We start from the raw sequence: 24,745 nt of genomic DNA, 5'->3' as shown, positions 1-24,745 counted from the left end.
CGACAGGCGGTCGTCAACGCTTGGCGACCCCCTGGAGAATCACGTCCGCCAGCCCGGTGTAGTTGCCGTCGAAATGGTGCCCGCCGGGCATCTTGACGACCTGCACACGCTTGGGATCGAGCCCCGGGCAGTTGCTATCGTCTTCGTCGGCGCCATACACGCACATCGCCACGCCGTCGGGCAGTCGCTCCACTTCGGGGCGAATCGGCAGCCCGTTCTGGCTCGACATCACCCAGTTGGTCATGCGGAACTCGAAATCCGCCTTCTGCCCGAGCCCCATCAGCACGAGCAGCGCCACGCGCTCTCTCGCCATGGGCGGCAGCCGGTTGACCATGAACGGCAGCACGTCGGCGCCTTGCGAGTAGCCGACCAGAATCACGCGCTTCTTGTTCCACCGGGTCTGATAGAAGCGCATGAGACGTTCGACGTCGAGCGCGCCCGACGCCGGGGTGCGCGCCGACCAGAAGTAGCGCAGCGAATCGACGCCCACCACGGGAATGCCGTGGGCGGCCAGTGCGCTGGCGACGTCGCGGTCGAGCCCGGCCCAGCCGCCGTCACCCGACATCAGGATCGCGAAGGTGTCGGCCATATTGGCGGCAGGCTTGCCCGTGGCAGGCACCTCGATCACCGGCAGATCGGCGACGGCCGCAGGCGGCCGGGCCGTGCCGGCAACGTGGTGAGCGTTCAGGCGACGGAACGCGTTCTTGTACTGCGTTACCCAGTCGGCCAGCACGGGCGGGGGCGAGGCGGTGCCCGAAGCAGCGCCAGTGCTGCTCGGGCTGCTCACACCGCTCGTATCCATCGCCCCCAGACTGCCGGCGAGTCCGCCGACGAGCCACGTCGAATTCGGCGTGCGCGCGGCGAACGCTTGCGCGAGGTGGTCCGAGCAACGCGGTGCGCGTCCGGGACTGGCCGGGCCACCCACCGGGCCGCCCATCGCCATCCACGGTGCGCTCATGACCGGCGCGGGCAGCAGACGCATCGGCGCGCCACCCGCCGTGTGCGTGATGCCGCGTCCGAAATGCACCCCCTCGCCCTGGCACAACGGACGCGCCATCGGCAGCACCGGGCAGAAGTCGACCGACAATGCGCCGGAGAAGGTGTCGCTGCCGGCCTGCGCGAGCATCGCATAGGCGAAGGTGCCACCCACGCCGTCGCCCACGAGAATCGGCGGCGTGTAACCCGGCAGCTTGACGGCCGCCTCGACCCATCGGCCGAAGTTGTCGAGATCGCCTGCGGCGTACACGCAGGCAATATCGTCCTTGGTGTAGTTGGCCATCAGCCGCGCCGTGTCGATGCCGGCGACCAGCGCGCCGGTGTCCGCCAGCGCGCGGGCCATGCGTTCGGCGCGAGGTGTCCAGCCGTCGTCGTCGGAGAAGAACAGCACCGTTGCGTTGGGATCGCCCTGCGGACGGAAGATGGGGACGTTCTCGAAGCGGCCGTGCGTCATGATCTCCGGCGCGGCATTCCCGGCACTGCGGAATGCGGCCGCTCCGGCGGCCGCAGCGGCGGCCTGCGGCATCACCGGCGCGGGCACGCTCGACTCGGCAGCGGGCGACGGCGCCACCGGCCCGGCCTTGGGCGCGGGCTTGAGCACATTGAGCTGATTGCCTTGCGTCTGCCTCGATGTTTGCGCGACAGCGACGCCCGTCGAGATCGCCATCGCGATCACTGCCGCGATCGCCACCGTGAAGGTCGCAGCGCTGCTCAGCGCCATCGGTCGCAGACACCGCGTCCAGCGCGAGCGCTTCGGGTAGCGCGCGCCCCCCTCGTCAGTCCTGCCGTGATTCGCCATCGCCCTTCCCGTCATTTCGTAATCATCCCTTTCCAGCCGCCGCCAACGAGCGACGCCACGTCGGCCAGCGTCAGCATCGGCGTTATGCCGCCAAGCGTCATCAGATAGCGCGCCTCCCATTGCGGATCGAACTTGTCCTTGAAGCTGCGCAAGCCGCGGAAGTTGTAGAAGCGCGCGCCGTGCGCAAACATCATGCGTCCGAAGCGATGCCAGCGCGGAGCGAGCTGGTGCGTCTGCATGCCCGACATCGGCGCCATGCCCAGACCGAAACGCTGATAGCCCTGCGCCTTGAAATGCAGCATCAGTTTCGCGAACAGGAAATCCATGGTGCCGGGCGGCGCGTCGGGCACCTGCCGCATGAGGTCGATGCTCGCTTCGATGCGTTGCACATCGGGACACATCAGCGTGGCGAACGCCACGAGCCGTTCTTCGCGACGCACGAGCGCCACCGGCTGACGCGCCACGTAGGCGTCGTCGAACGCGCCCAGCGAGAAGCCCTTCTCGCGGGTGTGCTGCCGCGCGAGCCACGCATTCGACACCAGACGCATTTCCGCCAGATGCGGCGCCACCCCCTCGGGCGGCACGATCTCCAGCGTCAACCCTTCGCGCTCGCCGCGCGTCACCCCGTGCCGCAGATTCGCGCGGCGCGCGCCCTGCAGACCGAACTCCGGTAGCGGCACGAACGCCTCCTCGCCGAGTTTGTACGCGCGCAGGCCCGCGTCGATATAGAGCGGCAACGCCTGCGGACGTGTCTTGTAGAACGCCGCACGCCCGCCGTGCGCATCGGCCAGTTCGATGAAGCGCCAGATCAACTCGGGCCACTCCTTCTGGTCGCCGACCGGGTCCGAGAGCGACACCCACGAGCGGCGATGCTTCGCGTACATGATGAAAGCGTTGCCCGACGGCGAGAACAGAAAGCTCTTGTCGCCCATGAGCGCGAGGCACGCGTCGGCGGCGGGCTGTTTGCGGATGATGTCCTTCGCGCGCGCCAGTTCGTCTTCGTTCGCGGGCACCATCGCGCCGGGCGACTGACGCAGCAGTTGCCACAGCGACAGCCCCAGACCGATCACCGCGACGACCATCAGTGCGCGCATCGAACGCGGCGCATCGCCGTCGAACGTGAACTGCCACCAGAGCTGGTTGGCATAGCCCACGCGGCGGTACGACATGAACATCAGCCACGTACACGCCCCCAGCACCGAGAGCACCGCGATGATCCAGCCCGGCTCGAACGTCTGCGTGAAAAGCGACGAGCGCCGGTCGAACTGCTTGCGCGAGACGAGCAGCAACGTGGCGAGCACCGCCAGCACGAAGAACTCCGACACGGCGATGCCTTTCGGAATCGCCAGCACCGCCGCAATGATCGTCAGCCCGAGCGAGCCCCACCAGGCGGCGTCGAGACGGTGGAGCAGCCCGCGCGCGAGGAACAGCATCGACAGGCCCGCCACGCTGCCGAGCAGATGCGACACCTCGACGAGAAACAGCGGCACATGACGGCGCAGGAAGTCTTCGGCGTCGCGCGTGGCGGGCGTCACGCCCGAAATCAGCAGCATCACCCCGGCCACGAGCGTGAGCGCCGCCAGCAGGCCCGGGAAGAGACGAACGGCCGCGCGTCCAATCGGCGCGGCCGGCCCCTGACGCAACTCGAACCCGGCGAGCATGCACGCCGCGAGCATCAGCGGCAGCAGGTAGTAGATGCCGCGATAGAGCACCAGCGCGCCCGCGACCTGACTGATCGGCGCGTGGCCGTTCGTCGCGAGCAGAATCACCGCTTCGAAAACGCCTACGCCGCCCGGCACATGGCTGAGCACGCCCAGCGCCATGGCAATCGCGTAGAAGACGACGAAGGTCGGCAGATCCACCACGCCCGCGGGCAGCAGGCACCACAGCGCCGCGGCCGCCATGCCGAGATCCGCCGCCGAAATCAGTAACTGACGCAGCGCGAGGCGCAGCGGCGGCAGCGGCATCGACCAGCGCCCGAAGATCGCCACCGAGCGCTTGCGCGCGCACAGAACGAGGAACGCCGCAGCGCCCGCGAGCAACAGCAGCGCGAACAGTTGCAGCATCCACGCGGGAATCGGCACCAGCGCCGACACGCGCGACGCCCCCCACAACATCCCCAGCGAACCGAACACCGTCATGCCCAGGCCGAATGCCCCGGCGTTGAACGCGACAGCCTGCGCGACCTTCGACGCCTCGACGCCCGCCGCCGCATACATCCGCATACGCACAGTGCCGCCCGTGAGCACACCGAGGCCGACCGAGTTGCCCAAGGCGTAGGCGATGAACGAAGTGAGCACGACTGTCGAGCGTTTGACCTTGGCGCCGGCAAAGGCCAGGCCGGAGATGTCGTAGCCGGTGAGCGCCGCGTAGCTCGCCAGGGTTGCCAGCATGGCAAGCACGAGGCGCGTCACCGGCGTGTCGTGAATGGCGGCGATGACGTTGTCGTAATGCACGTGCCGCAGCATGTGATGCAGCGCATCGAAAACGAACAGGCCAAGCAGAAGAACGCCCGCGACGATCAGCCACGGGCGCGCGGCGCTCCATGGGAAGCGTCTGAGCAAGCGCAAGGGCGCGGGCAGCGCGAGCCAGGCGGCCTCGACGGGCGTCGGCATGCCGGTGGGGTTGCCTGGGCCTGCGTGCGCGGCCGATGCCGCAGCGGTCGTGGAAAGCGCCACAGAGGAAGAAGCTGCATCGGCGGGCCGGCTCGGGCACGCACGGGATGGTTCGGTCATGTTTCGGTCGATCTTTCGGCCGGCACGACGTCATCTACGAGACGCCGCCCCCGTGGCCTGTGGGCGAGTCGGAGCCTGTCTGGGGGATAGCTTACACCGCGATGCGTAACAGGTCTTGTCGGTGCGCCGCTGACAAGACCGTCGTCCCGGGCGCTGCCGTGCCCCTCGAGCAGCCCCTACCCCCCCCGTGCGACGGGCCTCTCCCGTCGATCTCTCAGCCGACAAGGGAGTTTTCGCCGCGCAATATCGGTGACATCCCGCGCGCCAGCCCCACCGCACGGGAGATGGCCCGGAGCGATTGCGTCCGGCTATCGGCGAAATATCGCGATATCTGCAACTTAATGTAAAATGCGCGGGTTTTACTAGGAATTACCCGAAGTTTTCCTAAACTTCGATTCGAATATCGCGGCAATGCAGCACGTGCGCACTCCGAACCATTGCGACTCCGAAGAGAGTTGATTCACGGTCCGAAGTTTGTGCGCGGGGGGAGTTTGAACATGAACGTCGAACGGCTTGGCCGTCCGGCAGGGGCACGTCTGACCCTGCAATCGGCGATGCGGTGCAATCCGCATGCCATCGTGTCTGCCCTGGGGCAACGTGGCGCGTGCGTTCGCCGCGGGGTGCTGAGTGTCCTGCTGGGCGCGGCCACGCTGTTGGGCACGGGCCACGCGCTCGCCCAAACCGCTTCGGGCAATGGCTCGTCGGCTACCGCCACCGGCGCGAACAGCGCCGTCGTGGCCCTGCCGTCCTCCGGTGGCTCCACGCCGATCAAGCCGGCGGTGCCGATCGGTCAGGCGACCATCACGCAAGGGGTCGCGCAACTCAAGGAGCGCTACAACCTCTCGCATGTCTGGTTGCGCTCCGAGACGGACAGCGGCGCCACGCTCGAAGCCGCCACGCCGGGCGACGACATTCAGCAGTTGCTGCCCGTCGCCAGCCTGTCGAAGTCGGTCACGGCCATCGGCATTGCGCTCCTCGTGCAACAGGGCAAGCTCTCGCTGGACGCCAAGCTCGGCGATCTGCTCGACACCTACTCCAGACAACACGGCAAGCCGCTCGACCCGTCGTTGCACGAGCTGACTGTGCGACGCCTGCTCGCACACCGCGCAGGGCTCGCCACGAACGGCTACAACGATCCCGTCAACGGTCTGTTCAGCGGCCTCGCGATTCGGCGCGTGGGCGGTAGCGCGGACTTCTTCAACTATCTCGACGCAGGCGACGCCGGACACTCGACCGGCAAGTCCGATTTCGTCTACTCGAACGTCTCGTATCTGTTGCTCGGGATGGTGATCGAAGCGGTGTCGGGCGAAGACTACCGGGACTTCTGCGAGAAGAACATCTTCACGCCGCTGGGTGTGACCGACGCGAAGCTACCCGACAACTGGCGTCTGCTCGCGCCATTCGCGGGCTGGCAGATGTCGACCGGCGCGCTGCTCAAGGTGTGGCGCGTGTTCGACATTCGGCGTCCGAGTCTGCTCACGGAGAAGACGTTGCGCGCGCTGCTGCTCGACAAGCAATCGGGGCCGGTGAATTCGGATCGCGACGTGTATTACACACTCGGCGTGTTTCTGCTGCCGGGCGCGGGGGATCGGAGTTATCGCATCAGTCACGACGGCATTGCCGACTTCTTCCGTACGCAATCGACCTATTACACCGTCGTGGAGAAGACCGTGCCGGGCGATAGCTGGGCACTCGTGGTGTCGCCGATTCCGTCGCGCGGCCAGTTCGGGGCGCTTCAGCGCGACGTTCGCCGGATCATTCGTCAGGCGCGTCTGGTACCGTAAGCGCCGCTCCGGTGACGACGATGTCACTGAGATCGCACACGAACGTTCCCGCGATCAGGCCGCGCTTTTGCGACGCGCTCAGTTGCTTGATGCGGTACTCCGCACGCGAGGCCGCGGAACGGTCGGCAAACGTGAGCGAGAGCAGAATGCGCGACGGCGGATAGGCGCGTGTGAAGCGCGCGCCCTTGCCCGCCACATGCGCCGCATAACGCGCACCGACGTCGACCGTGATGCCGGTGTAAATGCGTCCGCCGGCGCACTCCAGCAAGTAGAGAAACCAGGGCTTCGGCGTGGTGGCGGTCATGACTTCGCTCGCTGCTTCGTTCGCTTCCAACATGTGACGTCGTTCCGCCGCAATGCACGCGGCGCAATGTGAGGCGGCTAATTGTAGCCGCCCTCTCACGATCCCGAACGCACTCGGCTCCCGCACCGCAGACGATAAGATCCCGGCAAACCGCAAAGTCCGCTTCCCATTGAACACGGCACCGCGTATCGTCGCTCCTGGCCCATCATCAAAACGACAAGCGCCATGACCGAATCTGCTTCGCCGGAGACACCCCCCTCGTCGCACGTGCGCGACGCCTTGCGTCAGGAGCGACTGCGAGCCCGCCTAACGGCGCTCGGTGGCTACGCGGCCTATGCCGTGCTCGCCCTTGCCCTATGGGCAGCCAGTCACGGCAGCACAACGCTCGGCCTGTCGCCCACGGCCGCACAAGCCGCCGTGCTCGTGCTCTTCACCATCGGCGCGTGGGCCTTCGGACTGTTTCCGGAACCCGTCACCACACTGACCTTCTTCCTGCTGGCCGTGCTGCTTCACGTGGCGAAACCGGAAGTCATCTTCGCGGGCTTTCATTCCGCTGCATGGTGGCTGGTCTTCGGTGGCGCAGTCACCGGCCTGGCCGTGCGCACGACCGGGCTCGGCTCGCGGCTGGCCGCGACACTGTTTGCACTGAAGCGTCCGGCATACCCGAGATACGTGGCGTCGGTGATGGTCGCAAGCGTTGGCCTCGCGTTCGTGATGCCCTCGACCACCGGACGCATCCTGCTGCTCATCCCCATCGTGCTCGCGCTCGCGGATCGCATCGGCCTCGTGCAAGGGCGGCGTGGCCGCACCGGGCTCGTCATGATGGTCGCCGCCGCCAGCTACATGCCGCCCACGACGATCCTCCCTGCGAACATTCCGAACAGCGTGCTGATGGGCGCGGCGGACTCGTTCTACGGCGTGAAGCTGCACTACGCGCCGTATCTGCTGCTGCACTTCCCCGTGCTCGGCGCGCTCAAGGCCGCGATGCTGGTGTGGGTCGTGTGCCGCCTCTTCCCCGACGACGGCCCGCTCGCGAACGCCTCCACCGCAACACCTGCGCCCCTCACCCCCGATGCGCGGCGTCTGTCCATTCTGCTGGCGCTGGCGCTCGCGGGTTTTGCGACCGACGCATGGCACGGCATCTCGCCCGCGTGGATCTCCGTCGCGGCCGCGATCGTCTGCCTGCTGCCTGCGATTCCTATCGTCACGCCGAAGACCTTCACCGAGCAGATGCAGATCACCCCGCTCATCTACGTGGCGGGCTTTCTCGGCGTGGGTGCCGTGGTGGCGGATACGGGACTGGGGGAGAAGGTGGCGCGGCTATGTCTGGATGCCGTCGGCATGGTGCCGGGCACGCCCGCGATCAATGCCGCATGGCTGATCGCCATCGGTGCGGCCATCGGGCTCGTGGCAACGCTGCCCGGTCTGCCCGCCGTGCTCACGCCGCTCGCGGGCCAGCTCGCCACGGCGAGCGGGCTGCCGCTTTACACCGTGCTGATGCTGCAGGTGCCGGTGTTCTCGACCGTGCTGCTGCCTTATCAGAGTCCGCCGATGATGATTGCGATGCATCTCGGCGGCGTGGGCATGCGCGACGGCACGCGGCTGACCGTCGTCATGACGATCATCACGCTCTTGCTGTTGTTTCCGCTGGATTATGTGTGGTGGCGCGTGCTCGGCATGTTGCCGTAGTGCGATGGCGTGGAGCAAGCGCCGGAAGACGATGTCCCGAGCAGCGCCGTGTGCCGCGTTGGAATGCGATGCTGCTCGCGGCAGAACACGAGCCACCGGTCGCCGTCCTCCTCGCGCCAGAATGCGCCCTCGCGCTCAAGGATGGCCCCCAGCCGAAGCCGCGTCTCACGAAGACGCGCGTCGCTCACGCCCGGCAGAATCATGCCTCGCACGTAGCTCACATGCGGCACGGTGCGCAGCAGCGCACGAATGAGCTGACAGAAGCGCCGCACCGCGTGCTCGCGAGAGCGGGCGTCGGCGTCGAGCCTGAAGTCGGTAATCGTCAGCACGAATCCCGCTGCGCCTTTGTCGAGACGATGACAAAGGGACAACTCGCCGTTTTCGACGCGTTGTCCCACGGTGAATTGCATGCGCTCGCAGACTTCCGCGCGCGCCGTAAAACGGTGAGTCCGGAAAAATGCCGCAACGGCGCGCTCGCAGATTGTCATTGGCTTATCGGATGGTGTCGTACATCTTCGTGACCTGCTGGCCGATCATGCCGTACATCGATCGCGACACGTCGCGAATATCGGCACTCGTTGCATCGATACGTTGACGCAGACGGTCGTTGGTGCGGCGCGTCTCTTCGGTGAGCGACATCTCGAACTCGCCCAGCACGTCGTTGTCCCGCCCCGCGAGCGAATCGTCGTTGGACACCACGTCGAACGGCGATTTCACGAACTGGCTCACACCCTTGGTCGTTTCGCCGACGGCAGTGCCCACAACCCTCAGCTTGCCCAGCTCGCCGCCGAAACCCGCCGCCCCGGAACCCACGCCACCGATCAGCGAAAAGCTGCCGGAGACGATCCCGCCGATGGCCGCCTTCAGGCCCGAACTGTAGTGCGACTGATTGGCGTTGTACTTCTCGGCGCGCGCCGTCAGACCCCGCTCGAAAACCATCGCGTCGTGACGCGTGCGATACGCCTGATCCGTGTTGCGCTCAGCCACGCGCATCGCGAGGAACAGGGCGATGAGCATTTGCGCCGATTGCAACCCATCGACCTTTTCGCGAATGCGCGGCAACACTTGCCCGCCCGCGCCGCCCGCCCCTGCCCTTTGTTGCGTCTCGATTGCGGCGTCATCCGTCTGACCGCGACTCACATACGTCGAACTCAATGCCATCGTCATATCTTCACTCCGTAAGTAACCGGCGCGGCGCCTGCCGCGTCCGGGAAATCAACGCCGGCTCACGCACGTGCCGATGAGGCGGCCATTCGAATGCGCATCTCCCCGGTTTTCTGCACCTGTTCGCCGGCCGAGACCGCGATGTCGTTCTGCTGACCGACCAGCGTTTCCATGCCTCTTGCGGCGCGCTTCTTGTCGTCGCCGTTCAATTGCATGAGCGTCTGCAACCACTGCATGTCGACGGAGAGGTCGCGCGCTTCGTTCTGCAACTTGGCGCGCTGCACGCCGATCACACCCTGTCCGAGGCCGTTTGCCCCGGCGAACGTTCCGCGCACCGCGTGCGAGAGCGACCACGAGCCGCGCGCCAACGCGAAGTAGCCCTGCCGGTTCATGCCCGCGGAGAACGATTTCGACAGTCCCTTGGCAGTGACGGCCTTTCCGCGCGCCGCTTGCTTGAGCGCCGTCTTGGCGACCTTGTCGAACGCACGCGACGCCATCTGCTCGATCATCTGCTGCGTGAACTGTTCGGCCATCCGGTTAAAACCGGCCTTCGCGAGACGACGCGCGCTCTGCGTGCCGCTTTGCAGCAGCGACCGGCCCACGCGCTTGCCCACTTCGCTGCCGACGACATAACCGATCTCGGACACGACTCTCGACTTGATCGCACCAATGGCGGCCTTGTCGCCCGACTTCACCGCCTGCTCCAGCGCCTCGCCCGCGCCCGCCTTGAAGACACGGCTGGCCGCCTTGGTGGTGGCGCGCTTGGCGAGGAAACCCTTCACCGACGTGCCGAAACCCACGACCATGCCGAGCATCTGGAACGCCAACTGCGCGTGTCCCCATTTGGCCGCTTCCTTCTCGTGATATTCGGCATTCTTCGGATCGGTCAGCGCCATCGTCTTGTGAAACGCGACGCCCAGCCCGGCAATGCCCGCGCCCAGGTCGGCCACGCCGCCCGCGATCATCAGCGGATTCATGGTGAGCACACCGGTCACGACCTTGACCGCACCGACCACGACATCGACCGCAGCAATCAGCCAGTCGAACACCACACCGAAGATGCCGCCCTTGCGGGCCTTGTTGGCGTCTTCGGTCTTGGCGTCCATCTGCTCGCGATACTTCTTGATGTCTTCCTGACGCAGCTTGTCTTGCCGCTCACCGAGCAATGCCAAGGCACGTTGCGTCGACTTGGCGGTGTCGCCAAGCGAGTCCATCGCGATCATCGACGCCATCAAGGCAAGCGTCGACGGATCGACGTTTTCGAGCGCTGCGAGGTCCGCGTCCCCCGCCGGATTGGACGCGCGCAATGCGTTCGCCGCCAGTCCGTTGCCGAGGGAAAAGAGCCGGTTCAATACGCGGGCGAACGCGTCGTGGGCGTCTTGCCAGTCGGCGCTCGCCGGCGTGTCCGGGGCGAAGTCTTCGGTACGAAGCCAATCCGTGCGCTGACGGCGTTCAAGAGAAGTGTGCGCCGATTCGACGATGTCGTGCGTCGCGCTTTTGTCGAGCGACGTATCGACGCTACCGGCCCAGACCGGCGCGTAACCGGCTTGTGAGGAATGAATGACTGTCATGTGGTTTTACGTTCCGAGTGGGAGTCGAGCGTGTCGTTTCGTGCACGCGCCGAACGCGCCAACTTGTCGTATTGGGGACGCTGAGCACATAGGCGCAAGGTGGCGTCGTAAGCCTTGCGCGCAAATTCCCGGTTGCCGGTGTGTTCGTAACTCATCCCCGCCAGATAGGGCGGGCGCGGGTCGGACCCACAGATCACCCCCGCCTTTGCGAAGCACGGCAACGCCTGTTCGTGCTGGCCGAGCCGCTGGTAGCAAAGCCCGAGTCCGTACCAGTCGTCGAACGACCATTGGTCGAGCGTTGCAAGCACGAAATACACGCGCTGTGCGGCAGCCATCTGGCCCCGGGCGAATTGCCCCGCGGCGTGGGCGCGCACCCGCGCGAGATCGGCTTCATCCAGATCGGCGAGCATGCGCAACGCACCACCGCGTTCGAAAAATCGCGAGAGGATGTCCTGCGCGTCTTCTCCCTCCTGCGCGTGACGATCCGGCTGCGCGGCGTCCAGGACCATGGGCGTGCTCACGTGCGCATCGAACCGTTGATCTGGTTGACCTGTGAGCCCTTCGACGTGAGGATCGTGTTCACAAGCGTCGATGCGCCGTTGTATTCCTGAAGCTTCTTGTTGATCTTGATCTGATCGACGGTGCGGCTGTCGGAGGCCCGCTCGGTAAAGCTCTCGGCAGCGGCTTTCAGCGTGCGCAGATTGGCTGCCGTGTAATTGCCGTTGTTGCCCGTAGGCGCCTGGTAGTTGGACTCGCCCAGGCGAGCCGACCGGTTCTCCCATTGCATCAGCGTCTTCTTCGTGCCGTCGGAGTACACCGTGATCTCGATGTTGTACTTGTCGAAGAACCCGCGAATGCCGTCGCCGAGCGTCTTCGTGCCAGACGTATCCGAGCCGAGTTCGTTAATCAGCGATTCGATCTGGTTGGCCGCCTCGCGAGCCTCCTGCCCTTCTTTCTGCCGAAGCTGCATTTCCTGAATCATCATTTGCGCATCGCCATTGTTCATCTCCATGAGCAGCATCGCGTACTGTGCGATGGCGCCGTGAAAATCAAGCGATGGCGATACACCGGGTGCGTTGGCGCCGCGGTTGAGGCTGAGGCTCTGGGTATGGCCGATGGACGGCGAGGCGTAGATAGCGGTCATGCGATGGCATCCTGAAGTCAGTGGAATTGGTGGATATGAGGCGTGGGGAGAAAGCGTCGGGATCGATGGCGCGCCCCGATCAGAGGCTGCTCACGATCTTCTTCGTGATTTCTCCGAGCCTGGAGATCACGGCGTTGTAAAGCGTGAGCGTGTTGTCGTAGCTGCTTACGAAGCGCTTGAGCTCGATTTGCTCCCGCGTGGTCGACGCGCCGTCATTCGACGCTAGCGCCTGAAGCTGCGACTCGATGCGTTGCAACTGCTGCGCGTCGAACGTTCCATTCGCGTCGCGGGACGACACGAGTTCGTGACGAACCACGAATTCGCGCAACGCCTTCGGCAAGCGCTGAGGCGTTGCATCGCGGGTTGCGCGACGTGCCACGTCGCCGAGCGTCGCGGCGAAATCGCGCGCCTCGCGAGCGACCGCCTGACGCTGCTGCGCAGACGCGAGCCACGCATCGGCCCTCAACTGCAGCGTGCTCAACTGCGCGCTGGCAGCGGCCATCGTGGAGAGCAGCGGATTGTCGGAGGACGCGGCATGCGCACCGGCGAAAGACGCCGTATCGACTGACGAATACGACGAGGTCACGGAGATTCGATCGATCATGACGTCCCTCGTCTCAAGCGCACACGCGACGCACAGCCGTCGCGCGCTTCAACGCCGGTGCTGCGCCGGCATCGGCAAGCGGCACGGGCGCGTCGTCTCTCATGCGCTCGATGGCGTGTCCGAGCGCAGCCGTCATGCGGCGGATTTCGCGTTCGTCACGCTGAAACGCTTCGCTCTGAACAAGCGCTTCGAGGCGTTGGAGTTTCTCCCGCGCTTGCGGCGTGCCCTCGGCTTCGAGACGCGCGACTTCGTCGAGCACCGCGTGATACTCCTGCATCTGGCGGTGCAACTTGCGTCCGGCCAACTGCATTTCGGCGCACGCGCGTTCGTACTGAACGAGGAGATCGTCCGGTGCTGCGGACGGAGATGAAGCGGATGAAGCGGGTGAGCGTTGTGGCAACGAGTCAGACATGAGGACGCCTCCGTATGTTGCGGTCAGTCGTTCAAGACATCAGGCATCTTACGAAGGCGTCGGGAGTCGGCCTTTGCAAAGACCGCAAACCCTTCCGGGAACCGGTCACGCTTCAGTCATTTCCCAGTGACGAGTGCGTCACGCGCATCGCGTTGCACGATGCGCGGCCCCTTATCCGGCGGGGCGTTCCGGCAAATCTACAACGTCAGGATTCGACGACGCAAAGCCGCAACGTCAAACGTCGCCAAAACCGCCACCTCCCGGCGTCTCCACAACGAAAATGTCGCCCGGCTGCATCTGCGTACGTCCGATGTGCGCGAGCTCCTCTCGCGTGCCATCAACGCGTTCAACGTAGTTCGCACCCAGCGCCCCGGCCCCGCCCCCTTGTGCACCGAACGGCGCGTACACGCGGTTATTGGAGAGAATCGACGCGGTCATCGGCGTGAGGAAACGAATGCGACGCACGGCGCCGTTGCCGCCTTGCCAACGTCCGGCACCGCCCGATCCTGCCCGAATACGATGACTTTCCAGACGCACCGGATAGCGCCACTCCAGCACTTCCGGATCGGTCAGACGCGAGTTCGTCATATGCGTCTGCACGGCGTCCGCGCCGTTGAAGCCATTGCCCGCACCGCTGCCGCCCGAGATGGTCTCGTAGTACTGATACGTCTCGTTGCCGAAGGTGAAGTTGTTCATCGTGCCCTGGCTCGACGCCACGCTGCCCAGCGCGCCATACAGTGCGTTGGTGATGGCCGACGACGTCTCCACATTGCCCGACACCACCGCCGCCGGGAACACCGGGTTGAGCATCGACCCCTGCGGCACGATCACCGTCAGCGGCTTCAGGCAACCGGCGTTGAGCGGAATGTCGTCGTCGACCAGCGTGCGGAAGACATACAGCACCGCCGCCATGCACACCGCGCGCGGCGCGTTGAAGTTGTTCGGCAACTGCGCGGACGTGCCGGTGAAATCGATGGTCGCGCCCTTCGTCGCCCGATCGACGCGAATCGACACTTCGATGACCGCACCGTTGTCCAGCGGATAGCGATAGTGACCGTCGGCCAGCGCGCCGATCACGCGGCGCACGGCGGCTTCGGCGTTGTCCTGCACGTGCCCCATGTAGGCGAGCACGACATCGCGGCCGAACTCGTTCACCATGCGGCGCAGTTCGTCCACGCCCTTCTGGTTCGCCGCCACCTGCGCGCGCAGATCGGCCATGTTCTGGTCGATGTTGCGTGCCGGGTAGCGCGCGCCGCCGAGCAGTTCGCGCGTCTCGCGCTCGCGCAGTTCGCCTGCGGCCACCAGTTGCCAGTTGTCGATGAGCACGCCCTCTTCTTCGACGTGCGTCGAGTCCGGCGGCATCGATCCCGGCGTAATCCCGCCGATATCCGCGTGGTGCCCGCGCGAGCCGACATAGAACAGCGGCTCCGCCGAGGCCTCGCCGTCAGCCTTGACGAACACCGGCGTAATCACCGTGACGTCCGGCAAATGCGTGCCGCCGTGGTACGGATCGTTGAGCATGAAAACATCGCCCTCGCGCATCTTGCCGCGATTGCGCTCGATCACGGTCTTGATGCTCTCGCCCATCGAGCCCAGATGCACCGGCATGTGAGGCGCGTTGGCAATCAGATTGCCGTCGCGGTCGAACAGCGCGCACGAGAAGTCCAGACGCTCCTTGATGTTGACCGAGTAAGCCGTGTTCTGCAGACGCAACCCCATCTGCTCGGCAATCGACATGAACAGATTGTTGAAGATCTCGAGTCGCACCGGATCGGCTTGCGGGCCCCGGTCGCCGGCATCGCGTTGCGTCGCACGCGGCACCACGCGCGTGAGCACGAGGTTGCCCTGCGCCGTCATCTGCGCCTGCCAGCCCGGCTCGACCACCGTTGTGCCGCTCTTCTCCGCCACGATGGCGGGACCGTCGAGGGTGTCGCCGGCAAGCAGCGTGTCGCGCTCGAACAGCGCCGCCTCGTGCCACGCGCCGCCCGCGTAGAGCTTCACCCGATCGACCGCCTGCGGCGCGCCCGACGTGCGGGCGTCGAGCGGTGCGATGTCGACCGGCGCGTCCGACAGACCGATCGCCTCCACCGACGCCACTTCGACGATCAGCGCTGCACCGTCCATCAGGAACGAATAACGCTGACGATAAGCCGCTTCGAACGCCGCGCGCATTTGCTCGACGCTGCCGAACGGCACGGCAATGGCCGAGTCCGTACCCGCATACCGCACGTGAACGCGACGCACCGTCTCGATACGCGACGCCGACACGCCTTGCGAGAGCAGTGCGTTCACGGCCTCGTCGGCGAGCGCGCCGAGGGCGTCTTCCAGCGCGACGAGACCGTCATTCGACAGCGGCGCTTCGATCATGCGCTCGCGCATGGCGGTCTGGTCGGCCAGGCCCATGCCGTACGCCGACAGCACACCGGCAAGCGGGTGCGCGAAAACCTTGGTCATGCCGAGCGCGTCGGCCACACCGCAGGCATGCTGACCGCCTGCGCCGCCGAACGTCGTCAGCACGTAGCGGCTCACATCGTGGCCGCGTTGCACCGAGATTTTCTTGATGGCGTTGGCCATGGCGCCAATCGCGATTTCGAGGAAGCCTTCCGCAAGGGCTTCGGGCGTCTGACGGCGTCCCGTCGCCTTTTCGATCTCGGCGGCCAGCGCCGTGAACTTGGCGACGACGACATCGCGGTCGAGCGGTTCATTCGCGTTCGGGCCAAAGACTTTCGGGAAATGCGCGGGTTGAATCTTGCCGAGCATGACGTTGCAGTCCGTGACCGCGAGCGGGCCGCCGCGACGATACGCCGCCGGTCCGGGGTTCGCACCGGCCGAGTCCGGCCCCACGCGCAAACGCGTGCCGTCGAACGACAACACCGACCCGCCGCCTGCCGCCACCGTGTGAATGCTCATCATGGGCGCGCGCATGCGCACCCCGGCCACTTGCGTCTCGAACACGCGCTCGAATTCGCCGTTGTAATGCGAGACGTCCGTCGACGTGCCGCCCATGTCGAAGCCGATCACACGCTCGAAGCCTGCGGCGCTCGACGCCCGGACCATGCCGACGATACCGCCGGCGGGGCCGGACAGAATGGCGTCCTTGCCCTGAAAGTTATCGGCACGCGTGAGTCCGCCGCTGCTCTGCATGAATTGCAGATTCACGCCCGGCATCTCCTTCGCGACCTGCTCCACGTAGCGACGCAGAATCGGCGACAGATACGCGTCGACGACCGTCGTATCGCCGCGCGACACCAGCTTCATCAGCGGCGAGACTTCGTGCGACACGGAGATCTGCGCGAAGCCCAGTTCGCACGCCATCGCCGCGAGTTTCTTCTCGTGCAACTGATAGCGATAGCCGTGCATCAGCACGATGGCGAGCGCACGAATGCCCTTGGCATAGAGCGCTTCCAGCGCGCTGCGGGCGGCGTCCAGATCGAGCTCGCGCACCACTTCGCCGTGCGCGCCGACACGTTCGTCGACTTCCACGACTTCGGCATACAGCGCCTCGGGCAGCGCGATATCGAGATCGAACAGACGCGGACGGTTCTGATACGCGATGCGCAGCGCGTCGCGGAAACCGTGCGTGGTCACGAGCGCGAGCGGCTCGCCCTTGCGTTCGAGCAGGGCGTTGGTGGCCACGGTCGTGCCCATCTTCACCCTATCGACCAGATCGGGCGTGATCGGCGCACCGGCAGCAAGACCCAGCAGGTGACGGATACCCGCGACGGCGGCGTCGCGATACTGTTCGGGGTTTTCCGAGAGCAGCTTGTGCGTGACGAGCGAGCCGTCCGGGCGGCGCGCCACGATATCGGTAAAGGTGCCGCCACGGTCGATCCAGAACTGCCAGCGCGAAGCGGTCTGATGCGCGGGCGCGCGATTTTGGGCGGAGGGCGTGAGAGCGTTCGTCATGGTGTCACTCGCAAAGCAATGGTCAAACGTGAATCGGAAAAAGGGCTGACGGCACGTGGCGAGCCGCCATCAATCGGTCAAGGCGTCAATCGATCGTCCGGACGCAGGGCGCACGAAGCCCGGCGCGGGCCAGTCCGACGTTTCTCGGACGGGGCCGCGCACCAGCCACTGCGCTATCGGGAAAATGAAAGAGACTTCATCGGACGCGGCAGCGACGGCTGCCGCGGTGATTCATCTGCACATGGTGTCGATGGTTCGTTTTTCAGCGCGACTGTCAGTTCGCGCGCGTCTCAAGTGATTCGAGCGAGTCGAGCTCGCGACCGCGCGTCTCCGGCAGCGTGAGCGCGGCGATAATCAGCACGCCATAAGCCACACCCGCGAAGATGCCGATGGTCGTGCCCAGACCGTACTGCTTCGAGAGCATACCGATCAGGAACGGGAACAGCGCCCCGATGGCACGGCCAACGTTGTAGCAGAAGCCCTGACCGGAGCCGCGAACGCGCGTCGGGAACAGTTCGGTCAGGAACGCGCCCATGCCGCTGAAGATGCCCGAGGCGAAGAAGCCGAGCGGGAAGCCGAGCCAGAACATGGCGCTGTCGGTGAGCGGCAGCGACGTGTACGAGAACGCGATCACCATCGAGCCCACGGCGAACAGAATGAAGTTCGGCTTGCGGCCAAGACGGTCGGTCAGATACGAGCTCGCCAGATAGCCGACCCACGAACCGAAGATGATCATCGCCAGGTAGCCGCCGGTACCCATCACCGTGAGGTGACGCTCCGTCTTCAGGAACGTGGGCAACCAGGTCGTGATGGCGTAGTAACCGCCTTGGGCGCCGGTCGTCAGCAGCGCGGCGCGAAGCGTCGTCGAGAGCAGTGCCGGGCTGAAGATGGCCGCCAGACCCGGCGCGTCTTCCGACTTCGCCTGCTTGGCCTTCTCCTTCTGATACACCTCCGGCTCCTGCACGTAGCGGCGGATGAAAAGCACCAGCAGTGCGGGCAGCAGACCGACCAGGAACAGCGCACGCCACGCCATATCGCCGGGCAACAGCGAGAACAGCACCGAGTAGAGAATGGCCGTCAAACCCCAGCCGATAGCCCAGCCCGATTGCACGAGGCCCACGGCTTTGCCGCGATCGCGGGCACGAATGACTTCGCCAATGAGCACGGCGCCTGCCGTCCATTCGCCGCCAAAGCCGAAGCCCATGAGCGCACGGGCGGCGAGCAGTTGATGGTAGTTCTGCGCGAGTCCGCACAGACCGGTGAACACGGCGAACCACAGCACCGTGAGTTGCAGCGTGCGCACACGGCCGATGCGATCCGACAGAATGCCCGCCACCCAGCCACCAAGGGCCGACGCGAGCAGCGTGAGGGTGCCGATGAAGCCCGCGTCGGCGAGGCTGATGCCCCACGTGGCGACCAGCGTCGGAATGACGAAGCTCAGCATCTGGGTGTCCATGCCGTCGAGCATGTAGCCGACCTTACAGCTCCAGAAGGCGCGCTTTTCGCGCGGCGTGGCGTCGCCGTACCAGCCGAACAGGCTGCCGCCCGCCTCGGAGGAGGCGGAAGAGTCCGTCGCTGCGGGGGGCGCGAGTGGGGTTTTGCTTTCCATGGAAAAGGCTCCGGTGATGTCCTGTCTTGCCGTGTGGTGCTCTTCGGCCGCGCTTTCCGATAGGCGTAACGGGTCACCGGCAGGCGATAGCTCACCCGCCGCAGCCCTTCTTGGCGCGGTTCTTTTGTTGTTACGTAAAACCTGGTGACGCGTGTGTTGCAGGTATTGACGTGATGCGTTGAGACGAATGCGTTTACTGCGAGTCCATCACGTCGAATACGTTGTGCGAAAACGTCGAAAGCTCACGTCGTCAGCGCACGAACGCACGCTCGTCGCCGTCAGAAAACGGCCAGCGATGCGTTCGGAATGTCCGTCATCAGCATGTATCCCGGACGATGGCCGATCGCCAGCGGCAGCTTCGCGCCCATGAGCGCCGTCTGCGGGGTCACGCCGCAGGCCCAGTACACGGGCAGCTCGCCTTCGCGAATGGTCACGGCGTCGCCGAAATCGGGCTTCGACAGATCGTCGATGCCCAGCTCGGCCGGGTCGCCGATGTGAATCGGTGCGCCATGCACACCGGGGAAGCGAGACGTGATCTGCACGGCACGAATCGCGTCGGCGCCCTTCATCGGACGCATCGACACCACCAGTTCGCCACCGAACTTGCCGGCACGCTGGTTCGCGATCTTTGTGCGGTACATCGGCACGTTACAGCCCTCTTCGACGTGGCGCAGCGGCACGCCTGCCCTGGCCAGCATGTCTTCGAACGAGAACGAGCAGCCGATGGCGAACACGACGAAGTCGCTTTGCCAGAACTCGGCGAGGTTATCGACCTGGGCGTCGAGCTTGCCGTCGCGATAGACGTTATAGCCCGGCACGTCGGTACGAATATCGACCTCGCGCCCCAGCACCGGCACGTGCCACTGGCCCGGCTCGCCCACGCCCAGCAACGGGCAGGCCTTCGGATTGCTCTGGCAGAAACGCAGGAAGTCGTGCGAATGCGCCACCGGCACGATAGCGAGATTCGCCTGAGCGAAGTCGCCGCAGTAGCCGGCTGTCGGGCCACGGAACTGTGCCGCGCGCACGGCCTGACGGAATTCGTAAGGCGTGATCGTCTCGCGTTGCGAAGTGAAGTCGTGCGGCGTGGCTCGGTGGTTCATGGCAAATCCGGCGTGAGTAGGGGAGACACCATGTCGGCATCAGATGGCAGAAGCATAGAAAGAAAAAAAAGTTATCGCTAACGAGTTTTTGTTCGCACCGCCGTATAGAATTTCTTAACAACATCGGGGGTTTTCCCGAGGTTTGTTGCATTTATTTTCACTGCTCCGTTCACGGTAAGTTACCGATTCTGGACGCCCGTCTGCCCCTCCGAACCTCATGAACACGCGCTTTCTCGAGACCTTCGTCACGCTCGCCATGCTGCGCAACTTTCGCGCGACGGCCGCCGCCCTGCACGCCACACCTGCGGCCATCTCGCAACGGCTCAAGGTATTGGAGGAGGAGTTGAAGACCGAACTCGTCGATCGCGAGAGCCGCGAGTTTCGTCTCACGCCGAATGGCGAATATCTGTTGGGATACGCCAAGGCTGTGGTGGAAGCGGCACGGCGCCTGCAAGCTGCGGCCTCGGGCGAGAGCACCCTGCGCGGACGCTTGCGGCTCGGCGTGATCGAGACCGTCGTGCATAGCTGGCTGCCGAACTATCTGCGACGGCTCGCCGCCGACTACCCGACGCTGGAAGTGGAATTGACGGTCGACGTGTCGGTGCAGTTGCAGCGCCGCCTGATGGCCGACGAACTCGACCTCATCATCCGGGTGGAGGGCAGCGACGACAGCAGCGTGGTGTGCAATGCGCTCGCCAACTATCCGGTGCATTGGATTGCGCGCAAGGGAATGTTTCCGAACACGCGCAGCGGGCTCGCCAAGCAGGTGCTGCAACATCCGATCCTCACTTACGGGCGCGGCACCGCGCCGCACCGCGCGCTCGAAGACATTGTGGCGAAGCTCGCGGGTGTGCATGGCGTGCCGCTCTCGGAGACGCGCATCACGGGCTCGCCGTCGATTGCCGTGATCGTGCAGTTGGTGCGAGATGGCTTCGGTGTCGCAGCGATTCCGCGCCTGTTCGTCGACGCCCTGATCGCCAATGGCGAAGTGGTGGAATTACCGTTGCAGCCGGCGCCGCCATCCATCGTGGTGTCGATGTCGCAACGCGCGGACGCCCCGCGGTTCGTCCACGGCGCCGCCACCGCCGCGCGCACGGCATGCGCCGAGTACTGTCAGAAGAGCGACCGGCGGCTGGTGGAATTGTTGTGAGTCCGGCGGCAACGCGTCAGCGACTCAATGAAAGTGCATCAACCGGGTAACGAACGTGTAATCGGCTTCGGCGGCCATGAGCGACATCAGCACGAGCAGGGCGAGCGGCGGAATCAGAATCGCGTAGACGAGCGCGAGACGCTCCCATCGCATGTGCATGAACACCGCCACGATCAGCCCCGCCTTCGCGACCATCAGCGCAAGAATCAGTCCCCATCGCAAATAGCCTTGCAGATTGGCGTAGTCGACGAGATACGAAAACGTGGAGAGCACGAACAGCAGCCCCCACACCTTGAGATAGATTCCGACCGAGTGCTGCTGCCCGGCGTGCGCCGTGCTTTCGGAGGACGTGGGCGATGCGGGAGACGCATGCGCCGAGGCATCGCCAGATACCGTAGAGGCTTCCATCGCTCCTCCTACCAGAGATAGAACAGCGCAAAGATGAACACCCACACGAGATCGACGAAGTGCCAGTACAGCCCGGCGATCTCGACGAGCTGATAATTACCGCGTCGCTCCAGCGTGCCGTTGAGCACTTTGCGCATGACGGTCAGCAGGTAGATCACACCCGCGCTCACATGCAAGCCGTGAAAGCCGGTGATCATGAAGAAGCACGCGCCGAACTGCGCCGCGCCCATCGAATTTCCCCACGGACGCACGCCTTCGTGCACGATCAGATTCGTCCACTCGAACGCCTGCATGCTCACGAACGCGATGCCGAAATAAGCCGTCGCCAGAATGCACGCCGCAGTCTTGTCGCGATCGCGCCGGTAAGCGTAGTTCACGGCCATCGCCATCGTGCCGCTGCTCGTGATGAGCACGAACGTCATGATGGCGATGAGCAGCAACGGCACCGGATGCCCGTTCACGTCGAGCGCGAAGATCTCCGACGGATTCGGCCATTTCGCCGTCGTCGATATGCGCACGGTCATGTAACCGATCAGGAAGCTGCTGAAGACGAAGGTGTCCGAGACCAGGAAGATCCACATCATCGCCTTGCCCCACGGCACGCGAAACGCCTCGCGTTCGCCCGACCAGTCGGCAACGACGCCGCGCCAGCCGCCCGGCGGCTCGGCAGCGCAATAGGTGGCAGGCGAAGCAGGCGATGACGTATTCACGATGCGGCTCCTCTCGTCGTGACGCTCGGATCACGGAGCGGTGACGCCGGTGCCGCACAGACGCTGCGCGATCTCCGGCGTGAGGTTGACGATGGCCGCGAACAGCACGATCCAGAGCGCAAACAGGAAGTGCCAGTACTGCGCCGTGAGCTGCAAGCGACGGGCGCGCGCGGCATGCGTCACCCGTCGCGGCATGAGGCATGCCCATGCCACCAGTCCCCCGAGCATGTGCATCCCGTGCAAGCCCGTGAGCAGGAAGAAGAAGCTGTTGGCGGGGTTGCCTGACACGCCGTAGTGACGCAAGACAAGCTCACGCCACACCCACAGTTGGGCGGCGACGAACACCAGGGCCAGCACGCCGGCCAGCATCCAGTCACGTCGCGAGCGCCGCAGTTCGCCCTGTCTGGCCTGCGACGCCGACGACTGCATCACAATGCACGCAGCAGCCAGCACGCCGGTATTGACCCACAACGCATTGACGCTCGGCAACGGCCGCCAGTCGCCCTGACTCATGCGCATCACATAGGCAACGAGCATCAGCGCGAACAACATGCCGATCACGCCCATGAGCCACCACAGCGCGACTTGCGACGCGGCGCGTCTGCCCGGTTGTGCCACGGGCGCCCCGCCGGGGGGCATCGGCGGCCAGGACGGAACGGGTCTCATGGTGTCGCTCCTTTCGTCGAATCCGGCGGCGGTGGCGTGTCATGGCGACCCAGCGCCGCCGAGTCGCCATGCACGAGCGTGGCGGGACGCCGCGGATCGGGGGCGAGGTTCTGCGGCACGAAGTCGTCGATATCGCCGGGCACGCTGTATTCGTACGGCCAGCGATAGGCTGTCGGCAGCACCGGCCCCCAGTTGCCATGCACCGGCGGCACGTCGGGCGTCTGCCATTCGAGCGACGCCGCACGCCACGGATTCGCGCCCGCCGGTTTGCCGTGGCGCAGACTCCACGCGAGATTGAACAGGAACAGCAACTGGCCGGTCGCAACGACGAACGCCGCCACCGAGATGTAGGCGTTCATCGTGTGCGCCGACTGAGGGATGAAGCTGTAATTCTGGAACTCGTAATAGCGTCGCGGCATGCCGAGAATGCCGAGGTAGTGCATCGGAAAGAAGATCGCGTAGGTACCGAGGAAGGTGATCCAGAAGTGCCACTGACCGAGGCGGTCGTTCAGACGTCTGCCCGTGATGAGCGGATACCAGTGATAGATGCCGCCGAAGATCACCAGCAGCGGCGACACCCCCATCACCATGTGGAAGTGCGCGACCACGAAGTAGGTGTTCGACAGCGGCATGTCCACGCTGACGTTACCGAGAAAGAGTCCCGTGAGGCCGCCGATCACGAACGTGCTGATGAAGCCAATGGCGAACAGCATGGGCACCGTCAGATGGATGTCGCCGCGCCAGAGCGTGAGCACCCAGTTGTAGACCTTGATCGCCGTAGGAATGGCGATGATGAGGGTGGTCGTCGCGAAGAAAAATCCGAAATACGGATTCATGCCGCTGATGAACATATGGTGCGCCCACACCACGACCGAGAGCACGCCGATGGCGAGAATCGCCCAGACCATCATGCGGTAGCCGAAGATGTTCTTGCGCGCGTGCACGCTGATGAGATCCGAGACGATGCCGAACGCAGGCAGCGCCACGATGTACACCTCCGGGTGGCCGAAGAACCAGAACAGGTGCTGGAACAGCAACGGGCTGCCGCCGCGATAGTCGAGCGGCTGTCCCATCGAGACGAGCGCCGGCATGAAGAAGCTCGTGTGCAGGGTCTTGTCGAGCAGCATCATCACGCCGGAGACGAACAACGCGGGGAACGCGAGCAACGCCAGCACCGTCGCCATCACGATGCCCCACACGGTGAGCGGCATGCGCAGCAGCGTCATGCCTTCGGTGCGCGCTTGCAGCACCGTGGTGACGTAGTTCAGGCCGCCCATCGTCGCCGCCACGATGAAGATCAGCAGCGAGACGAGCATCAGCACGATGCCCCACTCCGTGCCCGGTGTGCCGGGCAGGATCGCTTGCGGCGGGTAGAGCGTCCAGCCGGCGCCAGTCGGTCCGCCCGGCACGAAGAAGCTCACCATTAGCACCAGGACCGCCAGCAGATAGACCCAGTAGCTGAGCATGTTCAGATACGGGAAGACCATGTCGCGCGCGCCGACCATCAGCGGGATCAGGTAATTGCCGAAGCCCCCGAGGAACAGCGCGGTGAGCAGGTAGATCACCATGATCATGCCGTGCATGGTCACGTACTGATAGTAATGATTGGCGTCGATGAACGAGAACTTGCCGGGAAAGCCCAGTTGCAGACGCATGAGGTTCGACAGCACGAGCCCCACCAGTCCCACGGCGATGGCGGTGCACGCGTATTGCACCGCGATCACTTTATGGTCCTGACTCCAGACGTATTTCGTCCAGAAGCCGTTCGGGAGGCCATAGTGCCCGCCTGTGCGGGCGGAACTGTCGGAACTGTCGGCGTTGCCGGTCATGACCTATCTCCCTGTGTTGTCGTACACGCCCAGCCCGAGGACGGTCTACGGCGCTGGCCGGATCATCGGAACGCTGGGTTGCGCTGGCCCGGGCGGCTGCGGCCCGGTGGACTGCTGGGGCGGTATCGCCAGAGGCGGCGCCGTCGTGTTGGGATCGTTCTGCAA

The 24,745-nt window shown here is 65.0% G+C and carries 20 protein-coding genes; 3 read left to right on the top strand and 17 right to left on the bottom strand.

The genetic code is table 11. The features are described 5' to 3' along the window. Positions 1-13 precede the first annotated feature (13 nt). Together ACIPHM_RS22110 and mprF are read right to left on the bottom strand one after the other, a co-directional pair. The gene (locus ACIPHM_RS22110) at positions 14-1,795 is read right to left on the bottom strand and encodes a virulence factor family protein (protein WP_400333093.1); all 1,782 of its coding nucleotides are present in this window, start codon (positions 1,793-1,795) and stop codon (positions 14-16) included. A gap of 11 nt (positions 1,796-1,806) precedes the next feature. Continuing rightward, positions 1,807-4,530 carry a bifunctional lysylphosphatidylglycerol flippase/synthetase MprF gene (gene mprF, locus ACIPHM_RS22105; RefSeq protein ID WP_400333090.1) on the bottom strand — a complete coding sequence of 908 codons (2,724 nt, stop codon included), beginning with the start codon at positions 4,528-4,530 and terminating at the stop codon, positions 1,807-1,809. 497 nt (positions 4,531-5,027) lie between these two features. Between mprF and ACIPHM_RS22100 the strand changes: the two genes are divergently transcribed. Continuing rightward, a complete protein-coding gene (locus tag ACIPHM_RS22100; protein WP_400333087.1) occupies positions 5,028-6,314 on the top strand; it encodes a serine hydrolase domain-containing protein in 1,287 nt (428 codons plus the stop codon). Here ACIPHM_RS22100 and ACIPHM_RS22095 read toward each other — a convergent pair. Further along, positions 6,286-6,651, bottom strand: a complete 366-nt coding sequence (locus ACIPHM_RS22095) for a GIY-YIG nuclease family protein (protein ID WP_400333084.1) — start codon at positions 6,649-6,651, stop codon at positions 6,286-6,288. The two genes, ACIPHM_RS22100 and ACIPHM_RS22095, sit on opposite strands and share 29 nt — an antisense overlap. 192 nt (positions 6,652-6,843) lie before the next feature. On the opposite strand from ACIPHM_RS22095, the gene ACIPHM_RS22090 reads away from it, so the two are divergent. Continuing rightward, positions 6,844-8,307, top strand: coding sequence for an SLC13 family permease (locus ACIPHM_RS22090; protein ID WP_400333081.1), 1,464 nt, complete (start codon positions 6,844-6,846; stop codon positions 8,305-8,307). Here ACIPHM_RS22090 and ACIPHM_RS22085 read toward each other — a convergent pair. The 10 genes from ACIPHM_RS22085 to ACIPHM_RS22040 all read right to left on the bottom strand — a co-directional run bounded on the left by ACIPHM_RS22085 (position 8,271) and on the right by ACIPHM_RS22040 (position 19,817). Then, positions 8,271-8,795, bottom strand: a complete 525-nt coding sequence (locus ACIPHM_RS22085; protein WP_400333078.1) for a hypothetical protein — start codon at positions 8,793-8,795, stop codon at positions 8,271-8,273. The two genes, ACIPHM_RS22090 and ACIPHM_RS22085, sit on opposite strands and share 37 nt — an antisense overlap. A gap of 4 nt (positions 8,796-8,799) precedes the next feature. Next, positions 8,800-9,474 carry a hypothetical protein gene (locus ACIPHM_RS22080; RefSeq protein WP_400333076.1) on the bottom strand — a complete coding sequence of 225 codons (675 nt, stop codon included), beginning with the start codon at positions 9,472-9,474 and terminating at the stop codon, positions 8,800-8,802. Positions 9,475-9,533: 59 nt separating this feature from the next. Continuing rightward, the gene (gene sctE / locus ACIPHM_RS22075; RefSeq protein WP_400333073.1) at positions 9,534-11,042 is read right to left on the bottom strand and encodes a type III secretion system translocon subunit SctE; all 1,509 of its coding nucleotides are present in this window, start codon (positions 11,040-11,042) and stop codon (positions 9,534-9,536) included. After that, a complete protein-coding gene (locus ACIPHM_RS22070) occupies positions 11,039-11,551 on the bottom strand; it encodes a tetratricopeptide repeat protein (protein WP_400333070.1) in 513 nt (170 codons plus the stop codon). The genes sctE and ACIPHM_RS22070 overlap by 4 nt, the downstream gene beginning before the upstream one ends. An 8-nt stretch (positions 11,552-11,559) precedes the next feature. Next, positions 11,560-12,186, bottom strand: a complete 627-nt coding sequence (locus ACIPHM_RS22065; RefSeq protein WP_400333067.1) for a hypothetical protein — start codon at positions 12,184-12,186, stop codon at positions 11,560-11,562. Between the two features lie 79 nt (positions 12,187-12,265). Beyond that, the gene (locus tag ACIPHM_RS22060; RefSeq protein WP_400333065.1) at positions 12,266-12,790 is read right to left on the bottom strand and encodes a hypothetical protein; all 525 of its coding nucleotides are present in this window, start codon (positions 12,788-12,790) and stop codon (positions 12,266-12,268) included. Positions 12,791-12,803: 13 nt separating this feature from the next. Next, positions 12,804-13,202: a hypothetical protein gene (locus tag ACIPHM_RS22055; RefSeq protein WP_400333062.1), complete on the bottom strand. Its 399-nt coding sequence runs from the start codon at positions 13,200-13,202 to the stop codon at positions 12,804-12,806. A gap of 234 nt (positions 13,203-13,436) precedes the next feature. Then, positions 13,437-17,108: a hydantoinase B/oxoprolinase family protein gene (locus ACIPHM_RS22050; RefSeq protein ID WP_400333059.1), complete on the bottom strand. Its 3,672-nt coding sequence runs from the start codon at positions 17,106-17,108 to the stop codon at positions 13,437-13,439. A 274-nt stretch (positions 17,109-17,382) separates the two neighbouring features. Then, the gene (locus tag ACIPHM_RS22045) at positions 17,383-18,717 is read right to left on the bottom strand and encodes an MFS transporter (protein WP_400333056.1); all 1,335 of its coding nucleotides are present in this window, start codon (positions 18,715-18,717) and stop codon (positions 17,383-17,385) included. A 278-nt stretch (positions 18,718-18,995) separates the two neighbouring features. Next, positions 18,996-19,817, bottom strand: a complete 822-nt coding sequence (locus ACIPHM_RS22040) for a putative hydro-lyase (RefSeq protein WP_400333053.1) — start codon at positions 19,815-19,817, stop codon at positions 18,996-18,998. Positions 19,818-20,034: 217 nt separating this feature from the next. On the opposite strand from ACIPHM_RS22040, the gene ACIPHM_RS22035 reads away from it, so the two are divergent. Continuing rightward, positions 20,035-20,967 (top strand): LysR family transcriptional regulator, encoded by a 933-nt coding sequence (locus ACIPHM_RS22035; RefSeq protein ID WP_400333050.1) that lies wholly within the window; start codon positions 20,035-20,037, stop codon positions 20,965-20,967. A 24-nt stretch (positions 20,968-20,991) separates the two neighbouring features. Here ACIPHM_RS22035 and ACIPHM_RS22030 read toward each other — a convergent pair whose 3' ends face one another. From ACIPHM_RS22030 to ctaD, 4 genes are read right to left on the bottom strand one after another with little or no spacing between them, the layout of a single operon-like run. After that, entirely contained in the window at positions 20,992-21,375 is a 384-nt protein-coding gene (locus ACIPHM_RS22030) for a cytochrome C oxidase subunit IV family protein (RefSeq protein ID WP_400333047.1), read from the bottom strand. A gap of 8 nt (positions 21,376-21,383) precedes the next feature. Continuing rightward, entirely contained in the window at positions 21,384-22,085 is a 702-nt protein-coding gene (locus ACIPHM_RS22025) for a heme-copper oxidase subunit III family protein (protein ID WP_400333044.1), read from the bottom strand. Positions 22,086-22,115: 30 nt separating this feature from the next. Next, positions 22,116-22,751 (bottom strand): heme-copper oxidase subunit III, encoded by a 636-nt coding sequence (locus tag ACIPHM_RS22020; RefSeq protein WP_400333042.1) that lies wholly within the window; start codon positions 22,749-22,751, stop codon positions 22,116-22,118. Next, positions 22,748-24,580: a cytochrome c oxidase subunit I gene (ctaD, locus tag ACIPHM_RS22015; RefSeq protein WP_400333039.1), complete on the bottom strand. Its 1,833-nt coding sequence runs from the start codon at positions 24,578-24,580 to the stop codon at positions 22,748-22,750. The genes ACIPHM_RS22020 and ctaD overlap by 4 nt, the downstream gene beginning before the upstream one ends. Positions 24,581-24,745: the final 165 nt, after the last annotated feature.

It is taken from the genome of Pandoraea sp. NPDC087047 (assembly GCF_044745225.1).
Lineage (GTDB): Bacteria > Pseudomonadota > Gammaproteobacteria > Burkholderiales > Burkholderiaceae > Pandoraea.
Note: the sequence above shows the minus strand (reverse complement) of the source record. Positions and strands in the feature narration are given on the sequence as shown.

What these genes read in the sequence shown, in the direction of transcription:
- ACIPHM_RS22040 (WP_400333053.1), bottom strand. Translation starts at nt 19,817, where the DNA reads ATGAACCACCGAGCCACGCCGCACGACTTCACTTCGCAACGCGAGACG.
- ACIPHM_RS22065 (WP_400333067.1), bottom strand. Translation starts at nt 12,186, where the DNA reads ATGACCGCTATCTACGCCTCGCCGTCCATCGGCCATACCCAGAGCCTC.
- ACIPHM_RS22090 (WP_400333081.1), top strand. Translation starts at nt 6,844, where the DNA reads ATGACCGAATCTGCTTCGCCGGAGACACCCCCCTCGTCGCACGTGCGC.
- ACIPHM_RS22080 (WP_400333076.1), bottom strand. Translation starts at nt 9,474, where the DNA reads ATGACGATGGCATTGAGTTCGACGTATGTGAGTCGCGGTCAGACGGAT.
- ACIPHM_RS22060 (WP_400333065.1), bottom strand. Translation starts at nt 12,790, where the DNA reads ATGATCGATCGAATCTCCGTGACCTCGTCGTATTCGTCAGTCGATACG.
- ACIPHM_RS22085 (WP_400333078.1), bottom strand. Translation starts at nt 8,795, where the DNA reads ATGACAATCTGCGAGCGCGCCGTTGCGGCATTTTTCCGGACTCACCGT.
- ACIPHM_RS22070 (WP_400333070.1), bottom strand. Translation starts at nt 11,551, where the DNA reads ATGGTCCTGGACGCCGCGCAGCCGGATCGTCACGCGCAGGAGGGAGAA.
- ACIPHM_RS22055 (WP_400333062.1), bottom strand. Translation starts at nt 13,202, where the DNA reads ATGTCTGACTCGTTGCCACAACGCTCACCCGCTTCATCCGCTTCATCT.
- ACIPHM_RS22020 (WP_400333042.1), bottom strand. Translation starts at nt 22,751, where the DNA reads ATGAGACCCGTTCCGTCCTGGCCGCCGATGCCCCCCGGCGGGGCGCCC.
- ACIPHM_RS22050 (WP_400333059.1), bottom strand. Translation starts at nt 17,108, where the DNA reads ATGACGAACGCTCTCACGCCCTCCGCCCAAAATCGCGCGCCCGCGCAT.
- sctE (WP_400333073.1), bottom strand. Translation starts at nt 11,042, where the DNA reads ATGACAGTCATTCATTCCTCACAAGCCGGTTACGCGCCGGTCTGGGCC.
- ACIPHM_RS22030 (WP_400333047.1), bottom strand. Translation starts at nt 21,375, where the DNA reads ATGGAAGCCTCTACGGTATCTGGCGATGCCTCGGCGCATGCGTCTCCC.
- ACIPHM_RS22045 (WP_400333056.1), bottom strand. Translation starts at nt 18,717, where the DNA reads ATGGAAAGCAAAACCCCACTCGCGCCCCCCGCAGCGACGGACTCTTCC.
- ACIPHM_RS22095 (WP_400333084.1), bottom strand. Translation starts at nt 6,651, where the DNA reads ATGTTGGAAGCGAACGAAGCAGCGAGCGAAGTCATGACCGCCACCACG.
- ACIPHM_RS22110 (WP_400333093.1), bottom strand. Translation starts at nt 1,795, where the DNA reads ATGGCGAATCACGGCAGGACTGACGAGGGGGGCGCGCGCTACCCGAAG.
- ACIPHM_RS22035 (WP_400333050.1), top strand. Translation starts at nt 20,035, where the DNA reads ATGAACACGCGCTTTCTCGAGACCTTCGTCACGCTCGCCATGCTGCGC.
- mprF (WP_400333090.1), bottom strand. Translation starts at nt 4,530, where the DNA reads ATGACCGAACCATCCCGTGCGTGCCCGAGCCGGCCCGCCGATGCAGCT.
- ctaD (WP_400333039.1), bottom strand. Translation starts at nt 24,580, where the DNA reads ATGACCGGCAACGCCGACAGTTCCGACAGTTCCGCCCGCACAGGCGGG.
- ACIPHM_RS22100 (WP_400333087.1), top strand. Translation starts at nt 5,028, where the DNA reads ATGAACGTCGAACGGCTTGGCCGTCCGGCAGGGGCACGTCTGACCCTG.